This window comes from Actinobaculum sp. 352, assembly GCF_003957265.1.
In the GTDB taxonomy this organism is placed as follows: Bacteria; Actinomycetota; Actinomycetes; order Actinomycetales; family Actinomycetaceae; genus Asp313.
Genome location: NZ_RQSN01000005.1, coordinates 1 through 20,414 on the forward strand (window position 1 = coordinate 1; position 20,414 = coordinate 20,414).

The 20,414-nt window shown below is 61.3% G+C and carries 18 protein-coding genes and 2 tRNA genes; 14 read left to right on the forward strand and 6 right to left on the reverse strand.

All coding sequences use genetic code 11. The features are described from left to right. Positions 1-193 precede the first annotated feature (193 nt). The 3 genes from EKN07_RS06200 (at position 194) to EKN07_RS06210 (ending at position 1,193) form a co-directional block, all read left to right on the forward strand. Positions 194-421 (forward strand): hypothetical protein, encoded by a 228-nt coding sequence (locus tag EKN07_RS06200; protein ID WP_126145918.1) that lies wholly within the window; start codon positions 194-196, stop codon positions 419-421. 122 nt (positions 422-543) lie between these two features. Further along, the gene (locus EKN07_RS06205) at positions 544-813 is read left to right on the forward strand and encodes a hypothetical protein (protein WP_126145919.1); all 270 of its coding nucleotides are present in this window, start codon (positions 544-546) and stop codon (positions 811-813) included. Beyond that, positions 813-1,193 (forward strand): helix-turn-helix transcriptional regulator, encoded by a 381-nt coding sequence (locus tag EKN07_RS06210; RefSeq protein ID WP_164546616.1) that lies wholly within the window; start codon positions 813-815, stop codon positions 1,191-1,193. Before EKN07_RS06205 ends, EKN07_RS06210 begins: the two co-directional genes overlap by 1 nt. On the opposite strand, the gene EKN07_RS06215 is transcribed toward EKN07_RS06210, so the two are convergent. Together EKN07_RS06215 and EKN07_RS06220 are read right to left on the reverse strand one after the other, a co-directional pair. After that, positions 1,190-2,302 carry a site-specific integrase gene (locus EKN07_RS06215; RefSeq protein ID WP_126145921.1) on the reverse strand — a complete coding sequence of 371 codons (1,113 nt, stop codon included), beginning with the start codon at positions 2,300-2,302 and terminating at the stop codon, positions 1,190-1,192. The two genes, EKN07_RS06210 and EKN07_RS06215, sit on opposite strands and share 4 nt — an antisense overlap. Positions 2,303-2,477: 175 nt before the next feature. Further along, positions 2,478-2,571 (reverse strand) — tRNA-Ser (locus tag EKN07_RS06220). A 344-nt stretch (positions 2,572-2,915) separates the two neighbouring features. On the opposite strand from EKN07_RS06220, the gene EKN07_RS06225 reads away from it, so the two are divergent. The 3 genes from EKN07_RS06225 to EKN07_RS06235 all read left to right on the forward strand — a co-directional run bounded on the left by EKN07_RS06225 (position 2,916) and on the right by EKN07_RS06235 (position 5,620). After that, the gene (locus EKN07_RS06225) at positions 2,916-3,518 is read left to right on the forward strand and encodes a DUF3060 domain-containing protein (protein WP_164546617.1); all 603 of its coding nucleotides are present in this window, start codon (positions 2,916-2,918) and stop codon (positions 3,516-3,518) included. A gap of 262 nt (positions 3,519-3,780) precedes the next feature. Beyond that, positions 3,781-4,539, forward strand: coding sequence for a response regulator transcription factor (locus tag EKN07_RS06230; protein WP_108714790.1), 759 nt, complete (start codon positions 3,781-3,783; stop codon positions 4,537-4,539). Between the two features lie 142 nt (positions 4,540-4,681). Then, positions 4,682-5,620 (forward strand): HAMP domain-containing sensor histidine kinase, encoded by a 939-nt coding sequence (locus EKN07_RS06235; RefSeq protein WP_240611309.1) that lies wholly within the window; start codon positions 4,682-4,684, stop codon positions 5,618-5,620. A 340-nt stretch (positions 5,621-5,960) separates the two neighbouring features. Here EKN07_RS06235 and EKN07_RS06240 read toward each other — a convergent pair. Continuing rightward, positions 5,961-6,049, reverse strand: a tRNA-Ser gene (locus tag EKN07_RS06240). Between the two features lie 344 nt (positions 6,050-6,393). After that, positions 6,394-6,849 (reverse strand): tRNA adenosine(34) deaminase TadA, encoded by a 456-nt coding sequence (tadA, locus tag EKN07_RS06245; RefSeq protein WP_126145923.1) that lies wholly within the window; start codon positions 6,847-6,849, stop codon positions 6,394-6,396. A 216-nt stretch (positions 6,850-7,065) separates the two neighbouring features. Between tadA and upp the strand changes: the two genes are divergently transcribed. From upp to EKN07_RS06260, 3 genes are all read left to right on the forward strand, one after another. Further along, complete coding sequence (gene upp / locus EKN07_RS06250; RefSeq protein WP_108714792.1) at positions 7,066-7,704, forward strand: uracil phosphoribosyltransferase; 639 nt, start codon at positions 7,066-7,068, stop codon at positions 7,702-7,704. A gap of 235 nt (positions 7,705-7,939) precedes the next feature. Next, a complete protein-coding gene (locus EKN07_RS06255; protein ID WP_108714793.1) occupies positions 7,940-8,818 on the forward strand; it encodes a DUF5926 family protein in 879 nt (292 codons plus the stop codon). Between the two features lie 133 nt (positions 8,819-8,951). Continuing rightward, positions 8,952-9,740 (forward strand): glycosyltransferase, encoded by a 789-nt coding sequence (locus EKN07_RS06260; RefSeq protein WP_108714794.1) that lies wholly within the window; start codon positions 8,952-8,954, stop codon positions 9,738-9,740. Here the strand turns inward: EKN07_RS06260 and EKN07_RS06265 are convergent. Beyond that, positions 9,712-12,288 carry a hypothetical protein gene (locus EKN07_RS06265; protein ID WP_126145924.1) on the reverse strand — a complete coding sequence of 859 codons (2,577 nt, stop codon included), beginning with the start codon at positions 12,286-12,288 and terminating at the stop codon, positions 9,712-9,714. The two genes, EKN07_RS06260 and EKN07_RS06265, sit on opposite strands and share 29 nt — an antisense overlap. Positions 12,289-12,366: 78 nt before the next feature. On the opposite strand from EKN07_RS06265, the gene EKN07_RS06270 reads away from it, so the two are divergent. Together EKN07_RS06270 and pheA are read left to right on the forward strand one after the other, a co-directional pair. Beyond that, a complete protein-coding gene (locus EKN07_RS06270; protein WP_126145925.1) occupies positions 12,367-12,633 on the forward strand; it encodes a hypothetical protein in 267 nt (88 codons plus the stop codon). A gap of 1 nt (position 12,634) precedes the next feature. Continuing rightward, positions 12,635-13,603 (forward strand): prephenate dehydratase, encoded by a 969-nt coding sequence (gene pheA / locus EKN07_RS06275; RefSeq protein ID WP_126145926.1) that lies wholly within the window; start codon positions 12,635-12,637, stop codon positions 13,601-13,603. Positions 13,604-13,678: 75 nt separating this feature from the next. Here pheA and EKN07_RS06280 read toward each other — a convergent pair whose 3' ends face one another. Further along, positions 13,679-14,863 carry a diacylglycerol kinase family protein gene (locus EKN07_RS06280; protein ID WP_126145927.1) on the reverse strand — a complete coding sequence of 395 codons (1,185 nt, stop codon included), beginning with the start codon at positions 14,861-14,863 and terminating at the stop codon, positions 13,679-13,681. Positions 14,864-15,032: 169 nt separating this feature from the next. Here EKN07_RS06280 and serS point away from each other — a divergent pair, with 169 nt between their 5' ends. From serS to EKN07_RS06295, 3 genes are all read left to right on the forward strand, one after another. Beyond that, positions 15,033-16,310, forward strand: coding sequence for a serine--tRNA ligase (gene serS / locus EKN07_RS06285; protein WP_126145928.1), 1,278 nt, complete (start codon positions 15,033-15,035; stop codon positions 16,308-16,310). 2 nt (positions 16,311-16,312) lie between these two features. Next, positions 16,313-17,329 carry an HAD family hydrolase gene (locus EKN07_RS06290; protein ID WP_241228147.1) on the forward strand — a complete coding sequence of 339 codons (1,017 nt, stop codon included), beginning with the start codon at positions 16,313-16,315 and terminating at the stop codon, positions 17,327-17,329. Between the two features lie 190 nt (positions 17,330-17,519). Continuing rightward, positions 17,520-20,405, forward strand: a complete 2,886-nt coding sequence (locus EKN07_RS06295; RefSeq protein ID WP_126145929.1) for a DMT family transporter — start codon at positions 17,520-17,522, stop codon at positions 20,403-20,405. Positions 20,406-20,414 lie beyond the last annotated feature (9 nt).

Genomic DNA, 20,414 nt, shown 5'->3' on the forward strand with positions numbered 1-20,414 from the left:
CTACATGCGAACGGCATGGCCTTCACCGATGACCTCTTCAATCTCAACCGGCCCGCGCTCCGCCTCCACATGCGGTATGCAATCGAGGATGACGACCTCGCCGCGATGCTCGAGGCCTGCCAGATCGCCTAACCGCTCAACTAATACGATGCCCCGGCCCGCGAGGGCCGGGGCAGAAAGGAACTTTTTAATCATGGCATCATACACCGCTACACCCCGCCAGGTCAGCTACGCGATGTCGCTGCTCGACAAGGCCGGATTCCAGACACGCTACATGGACGCATTATTTAAGGTACTCGGCGCAACCATGCGCCAGCGGTCCGGCTCGGTAGCCGACTGGCTCGAAAACATGACCAAGTCAGAAATTTCGCACCTGATCGACGACCTCAAAGAACGAATCGCAGAGTCGGAGGACGACTAAATCGGCACCGCCCGGCCCCACATGGGGCCGGGATTGTCGGTTTCCGCCGCATTTTGTGTCGCACCATCCCATACGATCAATCTAGCCACGATATGCTGGCACTTAGGACAAGGAGACAAGCCATGACAACCATGACGATGAACGGCCTAGCGCAGGCCTACGCAGAGCACCTGACCAGACAGGCTGATATCTCGAACGTGCGGGGACGCCGCGCGTCCGCCGCCGGCTGTAATCCCGCCGCGTATGACTACTCCTACGAGCGCGACGGTGAAACAGTTGATGAGACGATGTGGATCGCCGAAAGCCTCGACGGCGTCATCGCCGGATACACCGAGACTGGCACAATCCGATTCGACGATGGGACCCTCACAATCGAGGCGCGCGAACAGTGATGACTGGCGCGGATTTATTCGCGATCCGGGAGACGATGGGCATCTCAAAAAACGAGGCCGCCCGTCGTCTCCACGTGACCACGAAAACACTCAACGACTGGGAGCACGACGAACGACCAATCCCCGACGGCGTCGCCGAGGAAATCACCGCGTGGGAAGACGAATGGTTAGATATGGTCGCCGCACGCATTGAAGACGTCGCCGACATCGCCGCCACCGGCGACCTGCAGGACGTCGACATGACCCTACACGCTGACTGGCAGATGCACTACGACGAGGCCGGTATGACTCAACGGGAACATATCGCGATGGTGCAGGCGATTCGGCTCGGACTACGCCTCGAAGGCATCCCCGTGACGACGCACTGGGCACGAGGCTAGCCGCGGGTCATCCTGTCCGCGAGTATCCGGTCGCGCTCCGCGCCCGCATGCTGATAGATCATCACCGTGTTCACGTCCGAATGCCCGGCGCGTGCCATGAGTTCCGCAAGTGTCGCGCCAGCCTGCCCGTACAAGGTCAGGCCGGAATGCCGCAGATCGTGGAACCGTCCAACCGGCAGGCCCGCGTTCTCGCACGCCTGCTGGTAAATGTTCAACAGGGCACGGGTGGAAATATGCCCGTCCCGTAGCGGCGCGGTCCACAGTAGAGCGTCCGGGACGGGCGCGACGAACTGGTTCAGATGCTCGGCGACAATCCGGCCCTGAGCCGGTGCGAGCGCGTTCGTCCGATAACCGGCACGGCTCTTTGGCGGCCCAACCGTGATCAGTCCGCCAGGGCCGCGCTTCGTGGTCTGATCGACACGGACCATGCACCCGCCGTCGGTAATATCGTCGCGGCGTAGCGCGGCGATCTCTCCGGCGCGTAGGCACCCGTAGGAGCCGAGGACGAGAGCGGCCTTGTACCGTGGCGGTGCGGCGGCGATGAGCCGGTCTAACTCGGCCGCCGTGTAGGCGATCATCTTGGACCCGTCACGACGTGCCACGCGGCGCATCCACCCGGGCGGGAACTCTGGCATCGTGGGAAGGACGCCGCGCGTATGCGCCGCCGACAGCCCGGCCGACAGGGCACGTGCAATGTTCCCAACCGTCGCGGGACTAACCGTGCCCTGCAATGCTTCGAGGAACTCCCGGATCATGCCCGTGGTGATCTGGGCGAGCCGCGTATCAGGGCCGAGATCGGGGACGATATGCGCATTCCACTGTGACTGGTAAGCGCGGACCGTGTTAGGGGAGTAGTCACTGGCTTCGAGCATGCTGATCCACGTGTCGCGCCATGCGGCGAGTGTGGGTGATGGGCCGGTGAGCGTTCCACCGTCGGGCGGTGTCCACGTGCCGTTGAGGATGCTGGCGTGCACTCGGGTGAGGTCTGCGCGTACAGCGGACTTCGTCACTTGTGTTGGCGTGTAGTAGTCTCTACCGTTTTTCCGGTAGCGGCCCCTGTATCGGCCGCTTCGCGTCGTTTGTACTGAGCCGAAGGTCGAGCGTGTCATAAGGGGTACCCTTTCGCCGTGGTACCCCTTAGGGTACCCCTTCGGATTTCGTCTCGGTTCGTTTCCCTGCGTTTCCGTGCGTCATGGCGGGGTGTGCCGAATCGCGGATATATGGCCGATTGTGGGCTGTAAAACGTTGATACCCCGCCGATTGCTCGACGGGGTACCGTGCCTCTGGCGGAGACGGCGGGATTTGAACCCGCGAGGGACCTTTCAGCCCCTACCTTCTTAGCAGGAAGGCGCACTCGACCAGACTATGCGACGTCTCCAAGTAGTCCAAGAATAGCGTGATGCGCCCCCGCCAGTCCACCTAGGGGGTGTATTCTGCGCGACGTGGGAGCATTTGTGCTGGTCAGAGGCTATACATTGCTGGTCAGAGCCTATGCGGCGAATGTCGCCAAGTTGCGACAGCCATGCGACAAGACTGCTAAATCCGGTGTGTAAGCTCGATTGTGCAACGAGGGAACTCGCGACCTGCTCGTTCGAACGAACAAGCAGGTTTGATCTTCTCTCACCCAACTCAGGGGCCCTGGGCTGGGTGGCTGAATACTCGGCCGCTTGCTCAGCAGAACCCGTAGGGCATCACCGCCCGAATACAAGAAGGATAAAGATCATGACTCGACAGCTTCCACGCAAGCGTTTACTGCAGGGCTTCGTGCTCCTCGGCGGATTCGCCCTGATTGCCACGGGGTGCTCCACCAACGTGAGTGACGATGCCAAGGATACCCAGACAACGGTTTCCTCTGACACGGGCACAACCATCAAGGGTGACAACGTGCAGACGACGGAAATCGATGGCGATGTTACCAACGTGGATAACGGCTATGACGACGCCGACGACGCGGACAATGACACCACCGATGTTCCCGATGCGGCGGATACGAACGACATCACCGACCCGGAGTGGTTGGAGGCGGCCGCTTCTTCCGAGAAGACAATTAATGGTGGTCCATCGGTCAATATCACCGAGTCTGACACCGTCATCACCATCAAGGGTGATTGTGAATCACTCAATATTCTCGGTGCGAATGTGACAGTGTTGGCCGAAGACATATCGGTCCTCAGTATCACAGGTAGCAATGTGAAAGTGTTTGGCGAGGAAATCGGCACCGTGCAGTTCACAGGCTCAGACAACACCATTGTGTGGTCAGATGTTTCCGAGCCGACTGTCGGTTCTGAGCTTGGCACGAATAACACTATCCGGCGGGCTGAGTGACGACGCTTCTGCCTCGTGAGGTTCATGAAAGCGCTCGCGGGGCAGCGAGTCGGCTCTGCGGTCGACCACACAACTAACGCCGGCCCGCCCAACTGGTGCAGGCGCACAGAAGTAATGTGTGGGCGCAAAGGTAGTGCGGGCCCAACGCGTCAGCTGTGCGCGACCGCAGCAGCAACTACTAGGTGTGGCTGAGAGGAATGCACTCCTCCCAGCCACACCTATATGATGAGCACGATATCGACATTTCCAAGCGAGGGGCGCAATGTCCGTGAATACAGGTGCACCGCGACGGGCGGACAAGCCGGTCGTTCTTCTTGTCGACGACGAGGCAGCCATCACCGACGCGCTCGCTCCCTACCTTGAGCGCTCAGGCTTCACTGTTCACATAGCTGCCAACGGTGAAGAAGGTCTGGCGTGCCACGAGGAGCTGGGACCGGATATTGTGGTCAGCGATGTCCTTATGCCGGTTATGGATGGTCGAGAAATGGTTCGCCGTATCCGCAGCCAGGGTGGGTGGACACCGGTTATTCTTCTTACCCAAATCGATGTCTCCTACGAGCGATCTGCCGCCCTGGATGAGGGGGCCGATGATTACCTCTCCAAACCGTTCGACCCGCAGGAACTCGTTTCTCGCATCCGGGCGGTATTGCGCCGCAGTGCGAGAAGTGCGGGCGTTGGAAACAACGCGCCCAAGCCGCTTTCGGCAGCGGAGCGGTTGGTATGCGGCGAACTTGTGGTGGACCGCACGGCCCGCCGGGCTTACCTTGGCGAACGCGAGTTGGTACTCACCCCGAAGGCATCTCTAGTGCTGGACTACCTCATGACTCACCCGAATGAATTGCATACCCGTGAGCGTCTCTTGGCAGCACTGTGGGGTATCGACTTCGTGAGTTCGACGCGGGCAGTCGACCATCGCATCAGGGAAATACGTCGAGTTCTTGGGGATGACCCAACACATCCGCAGTACATCGAGACTGTTCCCTCCGTCGGCTATCGCTTCATTGGGAAGGTGCACTCGTGAGAGGCGCCTTGCATTCCGGATTCAGTGCTTCACTGCGGCACAGGGGCGGGCGTGATCGCACCCTCGCTTTGGTGGCGCCCGGCTCCGACACGACACGGCGGAGCCTACAGAGGAACGCACAGCGAAGCGGAAGGAACCTGGTATGAGCCAACAATCGACGCATCCCATGGCGCCGTCGCGCCGCGTTCCACGTGTACGAATGATCTTGCTGTGCCTCCTTCCCGCGTTGGTGACGGCGGTAGGCGCTGTTATGTGGTACCTGTCGGGTGAGCGACGACGCCTCAATATCTCGATCACTTTTCCCGGTCTGCTCGCGGAACTCGGGATAATGACCAGCCTGTTGATAGTCGCAGTCGTCGCGATCCGGTGGCGATTCCGGGAACATTTTCAACAGGGATGTGTGGCAGGAGAAGAAGCCCGCCGCGTCGCCCACCGGCAGTTCCTGCAGCGCCTCGACCACGAACTGAAGAACCCGCTCACCGCCATGCGTGCCGCGGCAAGCGGGGAGGACTCCGCACAGAGCCGGGCCATTATCGACACCCAGTCGCAGCGAATGAGTCGGTTGCTGACGGATCTGCGCAAGCTCTCGGACCTGGAAACCGCTCCGCTGAGCATTGAGGATGTTGATATTGAGGAAACGACTCGCGACGCCGTTGCAGCAGTCGAGCAGGAATTGGCGGCTCGCGGGGAGACGCGTGCTTTCGATGTGACTTTCCCGGAGGCGCCCTGGCCGTTGCCGACGGTGCGCGGCGACGGCGACCTGTTGTACTCGGCGATCTACAACCTTGTATCCAACGCCGCAAAATACACCGACGAAGGCGCCGTGATTGAGATACGCGGCAGCCAGCGGCAGGGAACTGTGACACTGGAGGTGGCAGATACCGGAATCGGTATCCCGGCGGAGGAAGTGCCTACGGTATGGGCGGAGCTTTCTAGAGCGGCGAATGCGCGCAGTCGCCCCGGCTACGGATTGGGCTTGGCGTTGGTACAGACGATCGTGTCGCGGCACGGCGGCAGCGCCGCATTGAGTTCCAGACTCGGGGTGGGGACAAGCACCGTGATCACTTTGCCTATCAGCTAGACAGGGCGGCGTCAGTTGGACGTGGACGGCCCAGTTTGACGGGCTGGCGTCAATCAGGTGCGGGAGGCATCAGGCGCGAACGGCATCAAGCAGGCATTGACGGCCAGCTAGGCGCGAACGGCATTTGTTGTCAGACGTGGGGACCAGTTAGACGGGCTGGCGTGACGGCGGTACGTTGGTGAAGGGGCACTTACCTGACCGTCATTCCCGTTTGCATGACAGTTCGCCGTCTCAAACCGCACTGGTCTGGCGGCGTCGCACACCACGACGCGGGAGAGACTCGCAATCCTTGATGGTCCGAGATAAACGAATGCCGGAATTCCAACGGAATCCCGGCATGTGGCGGTAGCGGCGGGATTTGAACCCGCGGTGGCTATTAACCACACAGCATTTCGAGTGCTGCACCTTCGGCCGCTCGGACACGCTACCGTCATGTATTGTACAGAACAGGCAGGGAGCGTGCGAGTCGCAAGCCGTTGCAATAGCACACATTTTCGTCTCGCTGCGACTTCATACGGTTGCATCAGTATGGCTGCGAATTTCGTACGGCTGGAGCCGATATGGTTGTGGATTCCCTCAGTTGAAGGTAGTCCGGCCCGCTGTTTGAGCATGGCTGTGGTTTCGTGACCGGCGGATGGGTGTGGCGTGCGTGCCGTGGTGTGGCGGAGTTAGTGGGCCGCGCGCTGAACGGCCAGAAGGGTCGGGGCCGTCTGGCCAGATGCTGATTGCCAGACGGCGTAGGATGTGGCGCTGTGGGCCGGAAGGCGTGCCTGTTAGGTGTCCGATCTTCCGAAAAAAGCACGCAGCACAGTGGTGCATTCTTCCTCGCGGATCCCTCCGACCACTTCAACCTGGTGGTTGAGGCGCGGGTCGCGCAGCACATCGCGCACGGATCCCGCGGCGCCCGCCTTCTGATCCCAGGCGCCGAATACGACTCGTCGGATTCGCGCCAGAACAATCGCACCCGCGCACATTGTGCACGGTTCCAACGTTACGTATAGTTCACAGTCATCCAAGCGCCACTGGCCGATGGTGTTGGCCGCCTGCCGAAGGGCGTTGATTTCGGCATGGCCGACGGGATCGGCGTGGGCCTCCCGAGTGTTCCACCCGCGCCCAATAACCTCGCCATTGCGGACCACGAGAGCGCCAACCGGAATATCGCCGCTCTGTTGTGTGCGTTGGGCGATTGACAGTGCCTCGCCGATCCATGCTTCTTCCAGCTCATACATCACGGCCAGCCTACCGGTTTCCAACGGGCCGAGAACCTCGACGAGGCAACGCGGTCCGTTCGTACGGCAGTGCGTGTGTTCGACGTCGTCGTACGGCTCGGTCGACTTGATAAGTGGCGGTCCGGCGGCGATGGCCGTGCCGGATTTCTTCGACGTCGTACTAGTGGATCATTCGACGTGGCAGCGCAGTCCCCTCCTCGCTGGTAAGTTTGAGCTATGCGTACCCAGATCATTGAGCACCCATTGGTGGCACACAAACTGACTCTTCTGCGTGACCAGAACACCCCGTCGCCGGTGTTCCGTCAGCTCGTTGATGAACTGGTCACACTGCTTGCCTACGAAGCAACTCGGGACGTGAGTGTGGACGCCGTTGACATTACGACTCCGGTGGCTCCCACGACCGGCGTGAAACTGGCAAAACCACGCCCGATGGTCGTTCCGATTCTGCGCGCAGGTCTGGGAATGCTGGAAGGCATGGCAAAGCTTCTGCCGACGGCCGAGATCGGATTCCTGGGAATGAAGCGCGATGAAATGACGCTGGAGGCCATTACATACGCGAACCGTCTACCCGATGACCTCTCCGGCCGCCAGTGCTACATCCTCGATCCGATGCTTGCCACCGGGGGTACGCTCGTCGCCTCGATCAACTACCTGCTGGAACGCGGGGCACGTGAAGTGACCTGCGTGTGTATCCTAGCCGCTCCTGAAGGTATCGCGGCCGTCGAAGCGGCCGTTGGTGACCGCGCCGACGTCTCAATCGTCGTCGCCGCAGTTGACGAGGGCCTGAATGAAAACAGCTATATCGTTCCCGGTTTGGGTGATGCGGGCGACCGTTTGTACGGCGTCGTAAACTGACGGGCGAATGGTGAATTGAAGGCAACTGGGTTGTACACTCGCCACCGCGTCGTGAACCTACAATCAACTCGTTGCCTGGCCCCGAATCGTTAGTGAACGACTCAGGGGTGAGTTAATGACCGGCACGTGGCTTGAGTACCGAGTCGCGAACTGCCGTTTGGGGTGCGCCGACCGGGGCACGCCGCTTGGGACGCGAACCACGGACCGAATCTCGAACAAACGACGAAGGAAAGCAATGTCGAAGAAGAAGCGCCGCAATACCCGACAGAACCGAGCATCAGCAACCACTAAACCCAAACGCGTTGTTATCCCGTTTGTGGAGCGACCTTTCGAGGGTCTGCCGCTGGAAATGGAATTGGTTGCCATGCGGGAGATTCTGCCGCTGGCCACCGTGGACGTGCGAACCACTGAGGAATACGGTAGTGCCCAGCTGACGCTGGCGAGTATCCTCCCCGGGATGGCGGCGGCAATTCGCAGGGAGGATGGCGTGCTCCTGGTCGCCATGCAGACCGTCATGCATTCGGGTGATGCGTCCCTCGATATTGCCGCCCGTATTATCGCCGGGCTGGAACTGCAAGCTGGCGAGACTTTCCACATGCCCGAGCAGCCCGAGCCGGGACCGCGGATGCAGGATGTTCTGGACCTGGAGAGCTTCGAGACCTTCACGCTGTATGAGGAGCCAACATTCTGGATGACGCCAGAGGAGGCAGCGAAGCCAGATAATCGAGATGCGCTTCGCTCCTCTCGTGAACAATTGGTGCCGACCGCTGCGGTAGACGGCGTCCCCGGCGCCTACTGGTGCCGCATGTCTCGTGAGTTCCTGCGCTGGGTGCGACCGGAGCCGCGAGACCGTGTACTCGATGGACTGGCGCGCCTGCGTGTGGCAGGTCAATGCACTTTCGACGAGTCACGCTTTGTTGGCGCCTTCCGGGCACAGGGCTTGTTGATCCCGGTCTGGGAGTTGCAGCCCGGCTCGGAGGCCGACGAATTGGTGCAACCTCTAGCGGAGTTTGCCTCTGTGCTCGACGCTGCCATCTCCTCCACGGAACCGTTGACGGCGGACGAGAAGCGTGCACGAGCAGGGATCGTCTCTCGGCAGGTGACATTGCGATAAGCACCTGGCAATACTCCGTTGTTCCTGCACTCACCGGAATGGGCCACGCGCCTGGTAGCTGCGAAGCGGATGGTCATGAACCGGACTGTGTTTCGCGGGATTCCGACCGCCTGCTGCCTATAGGGTAGATAGCGTGACCGAATCTGATCAGAATGTTGCCGTCGTCATCCCCGCCAAAGATGAGGCGGATCGTATTGAAGCGACCATCCGTGCGGCACGCACCATCCCGCACGTCGATCTTGTTGTGGTGGTCGACGACGGTTCTTCCGACAACACGCAGGAGATTGCCCGTGCGGCCGGGGCAACCACCGTGCGTCACTCCGCGAATCGTGGCAAGGCGGCAGCCATGGAAAGCGGAGCCGCCGCCGTCGCCATGCGTGACAGGGAGGGTCATCCCAGCCGCCTTCTACTTTTCATCGACGCCGACTTGGGCGATTCGGCTACAGAGACTGCGCCGTTGGTCGAGCCGGTTGCCCGCGGAGTTGTTGATTGCACGATTGCAGCCCTTCCACCGCAGGAGGGAGCCGGCGGGCATGGATTCGTGGTCGGGCTCGCCAGAACATCAATCGAGCGTGCAACCGGCTGGACTCCGCGCGCTCCACTTTCCGGTCAACGCTGCCTGACCCGTGCAGCCTTCGAGGCGGCACTTCCTTTGGCGGCCGGCTGGGGCGTGGAGGTGGGTATGACCATCGATCTGCTTGTTGCCGGCTATACCCTGCAGGAAGTGGAGTGCAATTTGCGGCATCGCGCTACGGCAAATGATTTGTCCGGTCAACTGCACCGGGCGTACCAGTACAAAGATGTGCGTATCGCGGTTGCGAAGCGGAGGCTACGCCGAGTGCGCGTAGCCGGGAGTCTGCGCCACGGGATACCAGTCGAAGAGTTTCAGCCGTTTAATTCTTTCGAGGTGCCGACGGCGTAGCGCTCCGCGCATCCGCGTACCTCGCGACCAGGGCGGCCCAGAGGGGGATCGCCACAATCGCCCCGAGCGTGGGAACCACGATCCCCGAGTCGTTGATGAAGAATCCGACAGCGAGGGTTGCCCCCACGGCGACTATTGATTCGCGCAGCAATGGCAGGTCACGCCAAGCCGCCATGAAGGGCCCAGTGCGGAAGGATCTGCTGGTGGTGGCATCGGCATCGCCCGTTTGAGGCGTGGCACTGGCCTGCTGAGGCGTGGCACTGCCCTGCGCGCCTTGGAAGTGACGCGACGAGGGGGTGGGATCTCCGACTGCGTCAGCGTGCACGCTCGCGTCCGCCGCTACGAAGGACCCGGAACTTGAATCAGCGGCCTCGGCACGCGACGCGGAGCGACCTCGATGTTGTACATGCACTCGCCAAGCAATAGTGACCACCACCGCGACAATGGCAATGAGAAAGGCCACCACGGTCCAAGGCAGGTTGAAGAACGATTGCGATAGCTTGCGGGAAATGACTTCAAATCCGCCGCCGTCGAGAAGCGACTGAATGAACCGGCCCATATGCGAGCGTTGTTCGGGCGGACGCAGATAGTCGATGAAGGAAAAACCGAGTGACACGGCGAAGCCCGCGCCGAGGATTGCCAACACACGAAGCCATGTCAAAGGAATACGCCAGACGAGGATCGCCAAGAGGGTGAAACCGACGATGAGGGCGGGCGGTCCGCCGAAGTCGGCGCCCAGCGACGGCGACCCATCCAGAAGCACGGCCACTGCGGCGACACTGAGCACGACCAGTCCTGCCCGCCGGGGATTACCGCGGCGAATATGCCGTTCAGCACCGTAGGCTGTCACCAGCAGAAGACTAACCGCGAACATTGCGAATGTCGCATTGCTCAGGCCGTAGAAGCGACCACCTACCTGCGGTTGTGTTCCCAGAAGGGATGCCAGCTGCAAGGGATAGCCCGCACCTCCGGTGGCCACAACGTCGATAGCGAGAGTCGCCGCTGTGACGCCAGAGACCACCACCAGCGGTGCCGCAGGATCTCTCCACCGTCTGAATAGGCCTATTCCGGCCATGATGGTCGCGATCAGAACAATGCCACCGAAGAGCCCCAACGCCGGGTTGGCAAAACGCCACCACGGCAGCAGATTCACCAGCAGTGAGGCGGCGGGCAGCGATGCGGTCCATGTGCCGAACTGGATGAGGAAGCGACGTGACTCGACGCCGTCGTCGTAGCGCAGACGTAGCGGGATCAGAATTACCATGATGCCGACACACAGCAACATGACCAGATAGAAGGGGCCGACGAGGGGCCGGACCGTCTGCGAACGGACTTGGTCGTCTACCAGCGTCGCAGCGGCGTCGGCACCCGAGCCGATACTGTCAGAACTCGCAATCAGCGCGGATCCCACGGTGTGTTCCAGGGCGGGGGACTGCGGGTCGATCCAGGTCAAAAGGGTGGGAAGGAGGTCCGTCAGTTGGATGAGGCCAAGTTGCCGGGTCGCGTCAGAACTGATCAACCGCGCCTGAGTAGTACCCGAGGTGTCAATCCGCGGGCCGACAGCCGCAAAAAAGCCCAGTTGTGGTGTGATCTCTTGGCTATCCCCAACCGAGGTGACAATGACGGTTGCATTAGGGCTTACAGCCTCGATTTGCTCCAGCAGTGCGCCGAAACGTGCGTCCAGTGCGGCAATCTCCGCGTCGACGTCGTCGGGAACTTCGGCGGCGGGAGCGAAGGCGGAACGCATTTTTTCAAACGCGGAAGAGGTTTCTGCGGGCTGTGTCGAACCGGTGGGTTCCAGCAACGCGTCGGGGTAGCGGACCGCTCCCAGATCGACAACGATGAGGTCCTTGCCCGCCGCTGCTTCCTTGTAGGCGTCTGCCGCAGCATCACGGGCTGTATCCTGGTGTGGTGCGTCCTCGGTGGAGCCGGGAAGTGGGTCGACATCCACGTAATCGGTGCTTAACACGCCGTCTGACTGAGCGAGGGCCAGTGCGGCCCCGGGACCGATGGCCAGCGCATCTACTCCGGCGATTTCGTCACCCAAAAGGCCAATTTCCGCCTGGTAAGACGATTGCTCATTGGCGTTGCGTAAAGCGCCCCAGCCGGGAATATGAAGTCCGGACTCGGTGTGTTCCGGTGATGGAATAATCTCGCAGGCACCCGTCGCATCGGTGGTGCGTTGACCGGCGCTGAGCGTCAGCCACCCGGCCGCTGGGCAAGTTGTTTCCCCGACCGTCCGCACCACGATATTCGCGTTGCCGGCGCGATCAATGAACTTCCACAAGTGCGGGGTGGTCTCGGCGCTCAAGTTGTTCCACAATACGCCGGAGAAGCCGACGACGACGACGGGTCCGGTGCCAGATGGGCCGTCGTTCTTGGTGGTTGCAGCGGCAGTGTTGGCAGCGGGATGTGTGACGGTGGAAGCGCTGGCAGCGGGATGTGTGACGGTGGAAGCGCTGGCAGCGGCAGCGCTCGCGTGGATGGTCCACAGCAGGAGGGCACACAGAAGAGCCAGTGCGCCATGCCTGAATCGTGCTACGACCATGGATACAGAGTACCGCGAATCCTTTTCCTTGCTGCAGTGGGGTGTCATCGCGCCCGTTGTGGAATAAGGCGGTGCGTCGTGGATCGGGGGCTCCGCGCCCGTGCCAATGTAGCCGAATGGGGCCCATATGTTGTGGGCAAGTGGGTTGTGCGCGGACAATCTGGATTGCTCGCACGGCGAGGCCCATATGACGCGGACAAGCAGGTTTATGGGCTGGACGGTGAAATGCGCGTCGTCGGCACCATTACGTGTGTGTGGCTTGTCGCGGCGCTGTGCTGCACGAGCACGCCGATGGCGGGTACAGTGATGACATTGCCGCTATACGGGCGGCCTGAGGGAGGTTGATATGGGCGAGCAGTCCGGGTCTCTGCGTTTTTCTTTCCTGGGCCCGCGCGGCACCTTCTGCAATGAGGCCGTCAATCAAGTTGCGGAAAAGGATGCAACGCTGATCCCCGCTGTTGATGTGCCGGCAGCGCTCAACATGGTTCGCGACGGCGAGGCCGATTACGCCGTCGTCCCCATCGAGAATTCCGTTGAGGGTGGAGTCAATGCCACCCTTGACACCTTGACGCAGGGCACCCCACTGGAAATAAAAGCGGAGATGTTGGTGCCCATCCGATTCGCCTTGGCGGTGCGTCCCGGCACGCGGCTGGAGGAGGTTCACCGTATTGCCACGCATCCGCATGCTTGGGCGCAATGCCGCGGATGGATTGCAGAGCATATTCCCGGTGCGATTCATGTGCCTACCACATCAACCGCCGCCGGAGCTGAGATGCTCGCCTCTGGGGAGGAGACGCCCGGATTCGATGCCGCGCTCTGCCCGGTTCCAACATGTGACATGTTCGGGTTGTCCTCGCTGTCCAACGATGTGGCTGATAATCAGAATGCGATTACCCGCTTCATCATGGTGAGTCTGCCCGGAGCACAGCCCGAACGTACCGGTGCGGACAAGACGACGTTGATGGTGCAGCTGCCTAGCGATGAGGCGGGCGCGCTGCTTTCCATGTTGGAACAGTTCTCAACGCGAGGAGTTAATCTTTCGCGCATCGAATCACGCCCCATTGGGGACGCGCTTGGCCGCTACGCCTTCTCCATTGATGCCGAGGGGCATTTGGAGGACGAACGTATCCAGGCGGTGCTGATCGGTTTGCATCGCGTATGCCCGAGGGTAACCTTCCTAGGTTCTTATCCTTCGGCAGTGGGTAAACAGATACGGCCTCGTCCCGGCACCTCCGATACTGATTTCATTTCGGGACGACGTTGGGTGGCTGGTCTGCTCGGGCGACGAACTCTGCATGAAGGAGATCCCGCGTAGCGCGAAGCACGCTACTGCAAGCTCCGGCAATGCGACCGGCCGTGATGCGACTGGTGGCATTGCCACCAGCGGCTGTTACATCACGCGGACGGCGAGAGCCCCCTCTTCCACCCAAGCGCTGACGTGGCGGGCGAATCCGAGTAGATCGCCATCCGCCTCCACCTGTTCCGGGCGACTCGTCGTTACCGTGACCTGCCGGGTTCGGCGCAACTTGATGTTGCCTGCTTCCGGTAGGGCGCCTCGCGTCTCGCCAACGCTTTGCGTTCCCGCCCGCCGGACCAGGTCTCCCCAGCCGATTAGGCCGCCGCGCGTATTCATCACCGCGATATCGAGCCAACCGTCGTCCACGCGTGCCTCGGGTGCGACGACGAAACCGCCGGGAAGGCGGCCGCAGTTGGCGAACATGATCGACCGTGCCTCGGTCTGTACACCGGTATCGTCGGCGTAGCTTGAAGTGTCAGCGCCAGGCGTGCCGTCCCTGCCGGTAATGATTGTGGCGTGCAGGCGCTCGCCGCTCAGATGTCGCAACCCCGAGAATATGTAGGCGATCCACCCCAGGCTGCGTTTGAGCCGTGCATTGGTGTCGCTCATGACCTTGGCGTCGAATCCGATACCCGAAATGACGACGAAGGGAACTGTGCCCTCGAAAGGTACAGCATCGGGTACAGAAGCGGTGAGTTGTGCACGTTCCTCCTGGCTCATGACAGGTGCATTCATCCACCCGATATCGATACGGCGAGTGCGCCCGGTGATCGCAACAGATGCCATATTGCGTTCGGAATCGAGCGGTATTCCGAGATTGCGCGCCAATAGGTTACCGGTGCCAATGGGCATGATGCCCAAGGGGACGCCGGTGCCCGCCAATGCGCCGGCTACTTGACGCACAGTGCCGTCGCCACCGGCTGCAATGACGACGCTCGGATTCAGATCGAGGGCCCTTCGTGCCTGCCCGCCGCCCGCGTCCTGAGCGGTGGTAGGTATCCAGACGGGTTCACCCAGGCCGGCGTCCCCGGCAGTCTGAATGATGATCTCACGAAGGTCATGCAGGTCGTTCGCGCGCAGCGGGTTGTATATGACGACGACGGGTCCCGTTTTGCGGTGTGGAGCATGGCCGTTGCCCGATTGTAACTCGGCGACAGTGTGCTCCAAAGCGCGCAGCCGTGCACGGTCTACTCGCATTGCTTTCCGCATGATCGTAACCAGCGTTGCGAGAATAACCGCCAGTGCCAGCGCGATGATCGAGATCCAAAGCGTGACCATGGAAGTACCTTATCGAACCCATCCGTTCGGTTGGAACTGTGACCGCTACCCGCAGCCGACCAGCGCAGTCCGCCAGGAGCCGAAGGGCGCGTGGTATGAGTAGGTGGGGTAGTCACCAGAAGTTGAAGTGGGGATGCTGGGGGCGCCGAGGCAACGTATCCTTGAGTACATGATTGATATCCGTTTCGTCCGCGAGAATCCTGAAGCCGTGCGCGAGTCGCAGCGGCGGCGTGGCAATGACGAGTCGACCGTTGATGCTCTGCTGGCGGCCGACGACGCCCGGCGATCCGCATTGCAGACTTTCGAGTCCGAGCGAGCGCGTCAGAAGGAACTGTCGCGTTCGGTCGGAAAGGCAAGCCCGGAGGAACGGCCGGTAATTCTGGCTCAGGCCAAGGAACTCGCCGAACGGGTTAAGGCGCTCGAAGCGGAGGCCGCGCGAGCCAACGTGGCATATGAAGAAGCTAATCGAGCCATTCAGAACATCGTGCTGGATGGTGTTCCCGCCGGCGGAGAAGACGATTATGAGGTGCTGCGCCATGTGGGCACCCCGCGGGACTTCGCTGCAGAGGGTTTCGACCCGGCTGATCATCTCGACGTGGCCGAAGGTATTGACGCCATCGACATGGCGCGGGGCACGAAGGTTTCCGGTGCGCGCTTCTACTATCTCAAGGGTGCGGGTGCACGCCTGGAGTTAGCACTGCTGACAATGGCTGCCGATCAGGCGGAGGCCAACGGTTTCACCCTCATGGTCACTCCCACGCTGGTCAATCCGGACATTATGGCTGGCACAGGGTTCCTCGGCGCGCATTCGGACGAGATTTACTATCTACCGGCGGACGACCAGTACTTGGTGGGCACCTCGGAGGTCGCGCTGGCCGGATACCACAAGGATGAAATCGTCGATCTGTCGGACGGGCCGATACGCTATGCCGGTTGGTCATCGTGTTACCGGCGTGAGGCAGGCTCCTACGGCAAGGACACACGCGGAATCATCCGCGTGCACCAATTCAACAAGGTGGAGATGTTCTCCTATTGCCGGATCGAGGATGCGGCGGACGAACATCAGCGCTTCCTCGCTTGGGAAGAGGAAATGCTGCACAAGGTGGAGTTGCCGTACCGCGTCATCAATACCGCCGCGGGCGATCTTGGCTCCTCCGCTGCGCAGAAGTTCGACTGCGAGGCCTGGCTGCCGACCCAAAACCGCTACATGGAGGTCACGTCGACGTCGAACTGCACCACTTACCAGGCGCGGCGGCTTCACGTGCGGGAGCGGACTACCGGAGAGAATCGTATCGCGGCGACGCTGAACGGCACCCTCGCCACGACGCGCTGGTTGGTGGCGCTGTTTGAGAATCACCAGCAGGCCGATGGGACCTTGTACGTTCCGGAGGCACTGCGCCCGTATCTGGGTGGTCGCGACCATATTGCACCAGTTGACAGGAAATGAATGTGACACTTCCGCTCACCGACGACGCCTACGACTGCACGCCTGCCGATAACCGGAGGACGTATGGCCACGTCGGCTATGCGATGGAGCCGGAAAAGGAGCTGGTCACAGCGATGGCAGAGCTACCGAGTGCCGGACCGGATCTCTTCGTTGCCCTTGATATTGACGGGACGATACTGCGCTACGACACCAGTTTGTCGGAGCGAGTTGCCGGGGCCATCTGTGCCCATTTGGAGGCGGGCACGCATATCACCTTGGCTACGGGCCGTGGGATTCATGCGACAAACCTCGTGCTGGAACAATTGCAGATCAGCCGCGGTGTTGCCGTCTGCTCAAACGGTGCAATTACCGTGGGGGTGGGCGAGCGCTCGCTGCTGCCGGATTCGGGGGAGCCGGTGTCTCTCGTGCGAGAAGTGGAGGTGCCATCGCTCGGTGCGGTCGCGCTGCCGGGTGTGCCTGCCGAGCAATATACGCTGCTGGCGGCTCACACCTTCGACCCACGCCGCCAGGTGCGGTTAATTGGCGAACTGCTTCCCGATGCGCTTATCGCGTTGGAACAACTCGACGGGGCGCGGCTGGTCACGGGAGAGTTCCCGCCCGGAGAATTGACAGGTCCGAGTTATGTGATGTCCCGCGCGGAATTAGAACAGGTTCCCACGGCGACTCGTCTCACGGTTCGCGCGCCCGATATGTCTCCGGCCGAAATGACGGCAGTCATTGAGGAAGCCGATCTCAGCGGTGTGGAGTACGCCATCGGCTGGACCGCGTGGTTGGACATCTCGCCAGGAGGGGTATCGAAGGCGTCGGCACTCGAGGAGATTCGAAGTCGACTCGGTGTAGACCTGCAGGCAACTCTCGCGGTGGGTGACGGCGGTAACGATATCGACATGTTGACATGGGCCGGGGTCGGTGTGGCCATGGGTGGTGCTGCGGATAGTGTTGTTCAGGCGGCAAACGCTCAGACCCGCGATGTGGACAATGATGGACTTGCCGATGTGCTCGAGCTGTTGCTGGACTGATCCGGTGGTTGCGGGGCATGAGTGGAGGTGATCGGTTCCAGTCGGCAGTTGTAGGCAGAGCGTGTCGGCGTACGCTAAGGGATCAGTGCCGGGCTGGAGATGGCTGCTACCAGCCGACAATGGCGGTTTCGCTGCGCGCGAGTCGTCCCGGTGGCCCGAATATACTGGACGCAATCCCGAGGAGGAACGTATGAGGCATCACCCGGCGTACCGTATGCGTGCTCGATACCTCAACCTTCTGCTCCTCCTCTGCGTGTGCCTGACGGGAGCGACTGGATTTGACGGTTTGTCGGCACCGGGTGCTGAAGCTACGCGGGCAGGTTCGCCTCTTTCTACGGCAGCGGTAACCAGAGCTGAGATCGCAGCGCTACCCTCCTCTAAGGCCGCTGCGGGCGGGGACGGGACGTCGGTTCCGGAAGTACCCGCAGGTGTCGAGGATTTGAAGGCGCAAGGCGTGGAGAGTGCGAAGGCGCAAGGCGTGGAGGCCGTGACGCTGGAAAGGCAGCACGTCGTCGTGATCCTCACCGGTGGTTTGCGATGGGATCAGCTCGATGGCGATCTTACGCCGGAACTCTCCGCCTACGCGGCGTCGGGTATTATGTCCAATCTTGTTCCGCTTGCCACTCGCGGGGCGGCGTGCCCGGTTGATTCGTGGCTGGCCATGTCCGCCGGGCGGCAGATTTCGCCGCGCGCGCTTGCAACGCGAGCGACCTGCCCGCGTCCGACCGTGTTCCGGGGCTTCCCCATCCAAAGTTGGGAAGCGTACGAAGACGCTCTGGCTGCTACATCTTCGGAAGGCTCATTGGGGACATTTGGGGCGATTTTGGCCGAGGAGGGTGTGAGCACTCAACCCATTGGAACGGGCGCGGCATTCGTATTGGCGAACCCGGACGGCACGGCGCCGAGAAACTATCAGGTGGCGCCGACGTCGAACATGGAGTTGGCGGCGCTGGTTTCCAGCAGTGCGTCCCAGTACGACCTCACTATCGTTGACGCCGACGCGGAGAGTTACGCCTCCGACGACGAGCGCCAAGCTGCACGTATCGCGGATTTCCTGGAAATCGAGCAACGCCGAGCTGCGGGGCAGGATCCTGATACCACCGAGGGAGGTTCCGAGAATCCGCCGGATGTAGTGGATGGTTCGACGTTAACGCCGCAACGAAGGATCTACTCGGCGATTAACACGCGGCGTGTCGAGGCAATCCTGCGCGATCTTCCTGCAGGAACACGGGTGCTGGTGGCATCGGTGGTTGATATTGATACCACCAGTTACATGCAGCTCCTAGTGGCGGCGGATGTGCCGTCAGCCGAGGCGAGCGGCACCGATGACATGGCGCTGGTGCCCGGGCTTGGATGGAGCGAGTCGGTGCGGCAGGACGGTGTCGTCCAGTTGGCAGATCTCGACCCGACCATTCTGAGTTGGCTGGGAATAACGGACCACAATATTGCCAGTGGCACGCCAATGAGTACCGTGAATCCGGTAGCGGTGCCATGTTCACCCGATCAGGCGTGTTACACGGATCGATTGAGTGAACTAGATGATCAAGCCTTGCATTCGGGCAAGATTCGTACCTGGCGCGGCCGGTTCGTTCATTGGTTGACGACGGCGGCCATCGTGTATTTCCTGGCATCGCTTGTGTTGCTCGCGGCGCCGGTGTATCGGCGTACGCTACGTTTCCGGTGGCTAAGGGAAGCGTGGATGCTTGCTGGGCTGACCGTTGCGGCGGTTCCGTTGGCTAGTTTCATTGTTGACATGCTGCATTGGTGGAATACCGACTCTGCAGAACTGGCGCTTGTGGGTGGCAGCTGGCTATTGGCCGGCGGGATCGGTGTGATTGCACTGAACTTTCAACGCTTGTGGCTACCGGCCCCACTTGTAGTGATAGCGGGGGTGACTGCGGCGTCGCTGACAGTGGATGCCGCTCTCGGTTCGCGTGTGATGGCCGATTCGCCGATTGGTTTTAATCTGTTGACGGCGGCGCGTTTTTATGGCGTCGGAAATGAGGCATATGCGCTGATTGCAGCGGGCACGTTGATTGGCCTCGCCTTCTTGGGCACATGGATTCGAGATCGCGGTGTCGGAGTTTTCCGCGGCAAGTGGGCAGCGGTGCTGACCGTGGGTGCAATTGGTCTTGTCGTTGCGGCGATTGATGCTCTGCCGAGCCTCGGTGCCGATTTCGGGGGAGTGCTATCCTTCCTGCCCGCACTCATTGTTCTTGTGCTCCTTATAGCGCAGACGCGGATTTCGGTGGGGCGCGTTCTTGGCATTGTCGTGGTTACCGGCGGTATTGCGGCTGCTCTAGCGATCGTGGACTGGTTGCGGCCGGCCGAGTCACGCACGCATCTGGGTCGCTTCGTCCAGTTCATTATCGACGGTGAACTAACCGACGTGATTTCGCGGAAGCTGGCGACAAACATCCGCCTATTGTTCGCCTCGACTCACCGCTGGGTGGTGTTGACCGCATTGCTTCTGCTGTTCCTGGCGCTGTTCCAAACGTTGCGACGGCGTCCAGCCTTAGGCGTGGATGGCAAAGCAATCGATCAGAAGTGGCGTCCGGCGTGGTGGAATGGTGCGCGCAACTGGTGCGTGAACATGTGGGGTTGGCTCGGTCCGGTGCAGCGCGTTGCGCGTGCCGACCAGACTTCCGAGGCGGAGCCGATGGGCTCGACGGCGCAGACCGTCGGGGCCGTAGAGCGGGTCACGTCAGTGGACAAGGTGGATGCGGTGCGCGGGGTATCTGTGGACGCTGCGGGCGGGGCACCTGCGGACAAGTCAACGAGCACGGGAGTAAGGGGCTTCGACCTAGCTCTGTCGGAGCGTGTGCCGGCCCTGCGGGATTCCCTGGTGTCGGTCGCCGTGTGCATGGCTTTGGCGCTGTGCTTGAATGACTCCGGCATCGTGTTGCCGGGCATGGCAGCGATTATGGTGGTTCCTCTGCTGGAGGTGCTCGCGCTGCGATACACGCATTTGCGTGAGAAGAGTGCAAGAGTGCATTCTTCCGTAGATGTCCGCAGAGTGGATGCCCCGCTCGTGGGCGAGGAGGCGGGCGAAGCTTCACGATGCGCCGGTGAGTAGACTAATATG

Coding starts and splice junctions, on each gene's coding strand:
- EKN07_RS06200 (WP_126145918.1), top strand. CDS start 194: ATGGCATCATACACCGCTACACCCCGCCAGGTCAGCTACGCGATGTCG.
- EKN07_RS06205 (WP_126145919.1), top strand. CDS start 544: ATGACAACCATGACGATGAACGGCCTAGCGCAGGCCTACGCAGAGCAC.
- EKN07_RS06210 (WP_164546616.1), top strand. CDS start 813: ATGACTGGCGCGGATTTATTCGCGATCCGGGAGACGATGGGCATCTCA.
- EKN07_RS06215 (WP_126145921.1), bottom strand. CDS start 2,302: ATGACACGCTCGACCTTCGGCTCAGTACAAACGACGCGAAGCGGCCGA.
- EKN07_RS06225 (WP_164546617.1), top strand. CDS start 2,916: ATGACTCGACAGCTTCCACGCAAGCGTTTACTGCAGGGCTTCGTGCTC.
- EKN07_RS06230 (WP_108714790.1), top strand. CDS start 3,781: ATGTCCGTGAATACAGGTGCACCGCGACGGGCGGACAAGCCGGTCGTT.
- EKN07_RS06235 (WP_240611309.1), top strand. CDS start 4,682: ATGAGCCAACAATCGACGCATCCCATGGCGCCGTCGCGCCGCGTTCCA.
- tadA (WP_126145923.1), bottom strand. CDS start 6,849: ATGTATGAGCTGGAAGAAGCATGGATCGGCGAGGCACTGTCAATCGCC.
- upp (WP_108714792.1), top strand. CDS start 7,066: ATGCGTACCCAGATCATTGAGCACCCATTGGTGGCACACAAACTGACT.
- EKN07_RS06255 (WP_108714793.1), top strand. CDS start 7,940: ATGTCGAAGAAGAAGCGCCGCAATACCCGACAGAACCGAGCATCAGCA.
- EKN07_RS06265 (WP_126145924.1), bottom strand. CDS start 12,288: ATGGTCGTAGCACGATTCAGGCATGGCGCACTGGCTCTTCTGTGTGCC.
- pheA (WP_126145926.1), top strand. CDS start 12,635: ATGGGCGAGCAGTCCGGGTCTCTGCGTTTTTCTTTCCTGGGCCCGCGC.
- EKN07_RS06280 (WP_126145927.1), bottom strand. CDS start 14,863: ATGGTCACGCTTTGGATCTCGATCATCGCGCTGGCACTGGCGGTTATT.
- serS (WP_126145928.1), top strand. CDS start 15,033: ATGATTGATATCCGTTTCGTCCGCGAGAATCCTGAAGCCGTGCGCGAG.
- EKN07_RS06295 (WP_126145929.1), top strand. CDS start 17,520: ATGAGGCATCACCCGGCGTACCGTATGCGTGCTCGATACCTCAACCTT.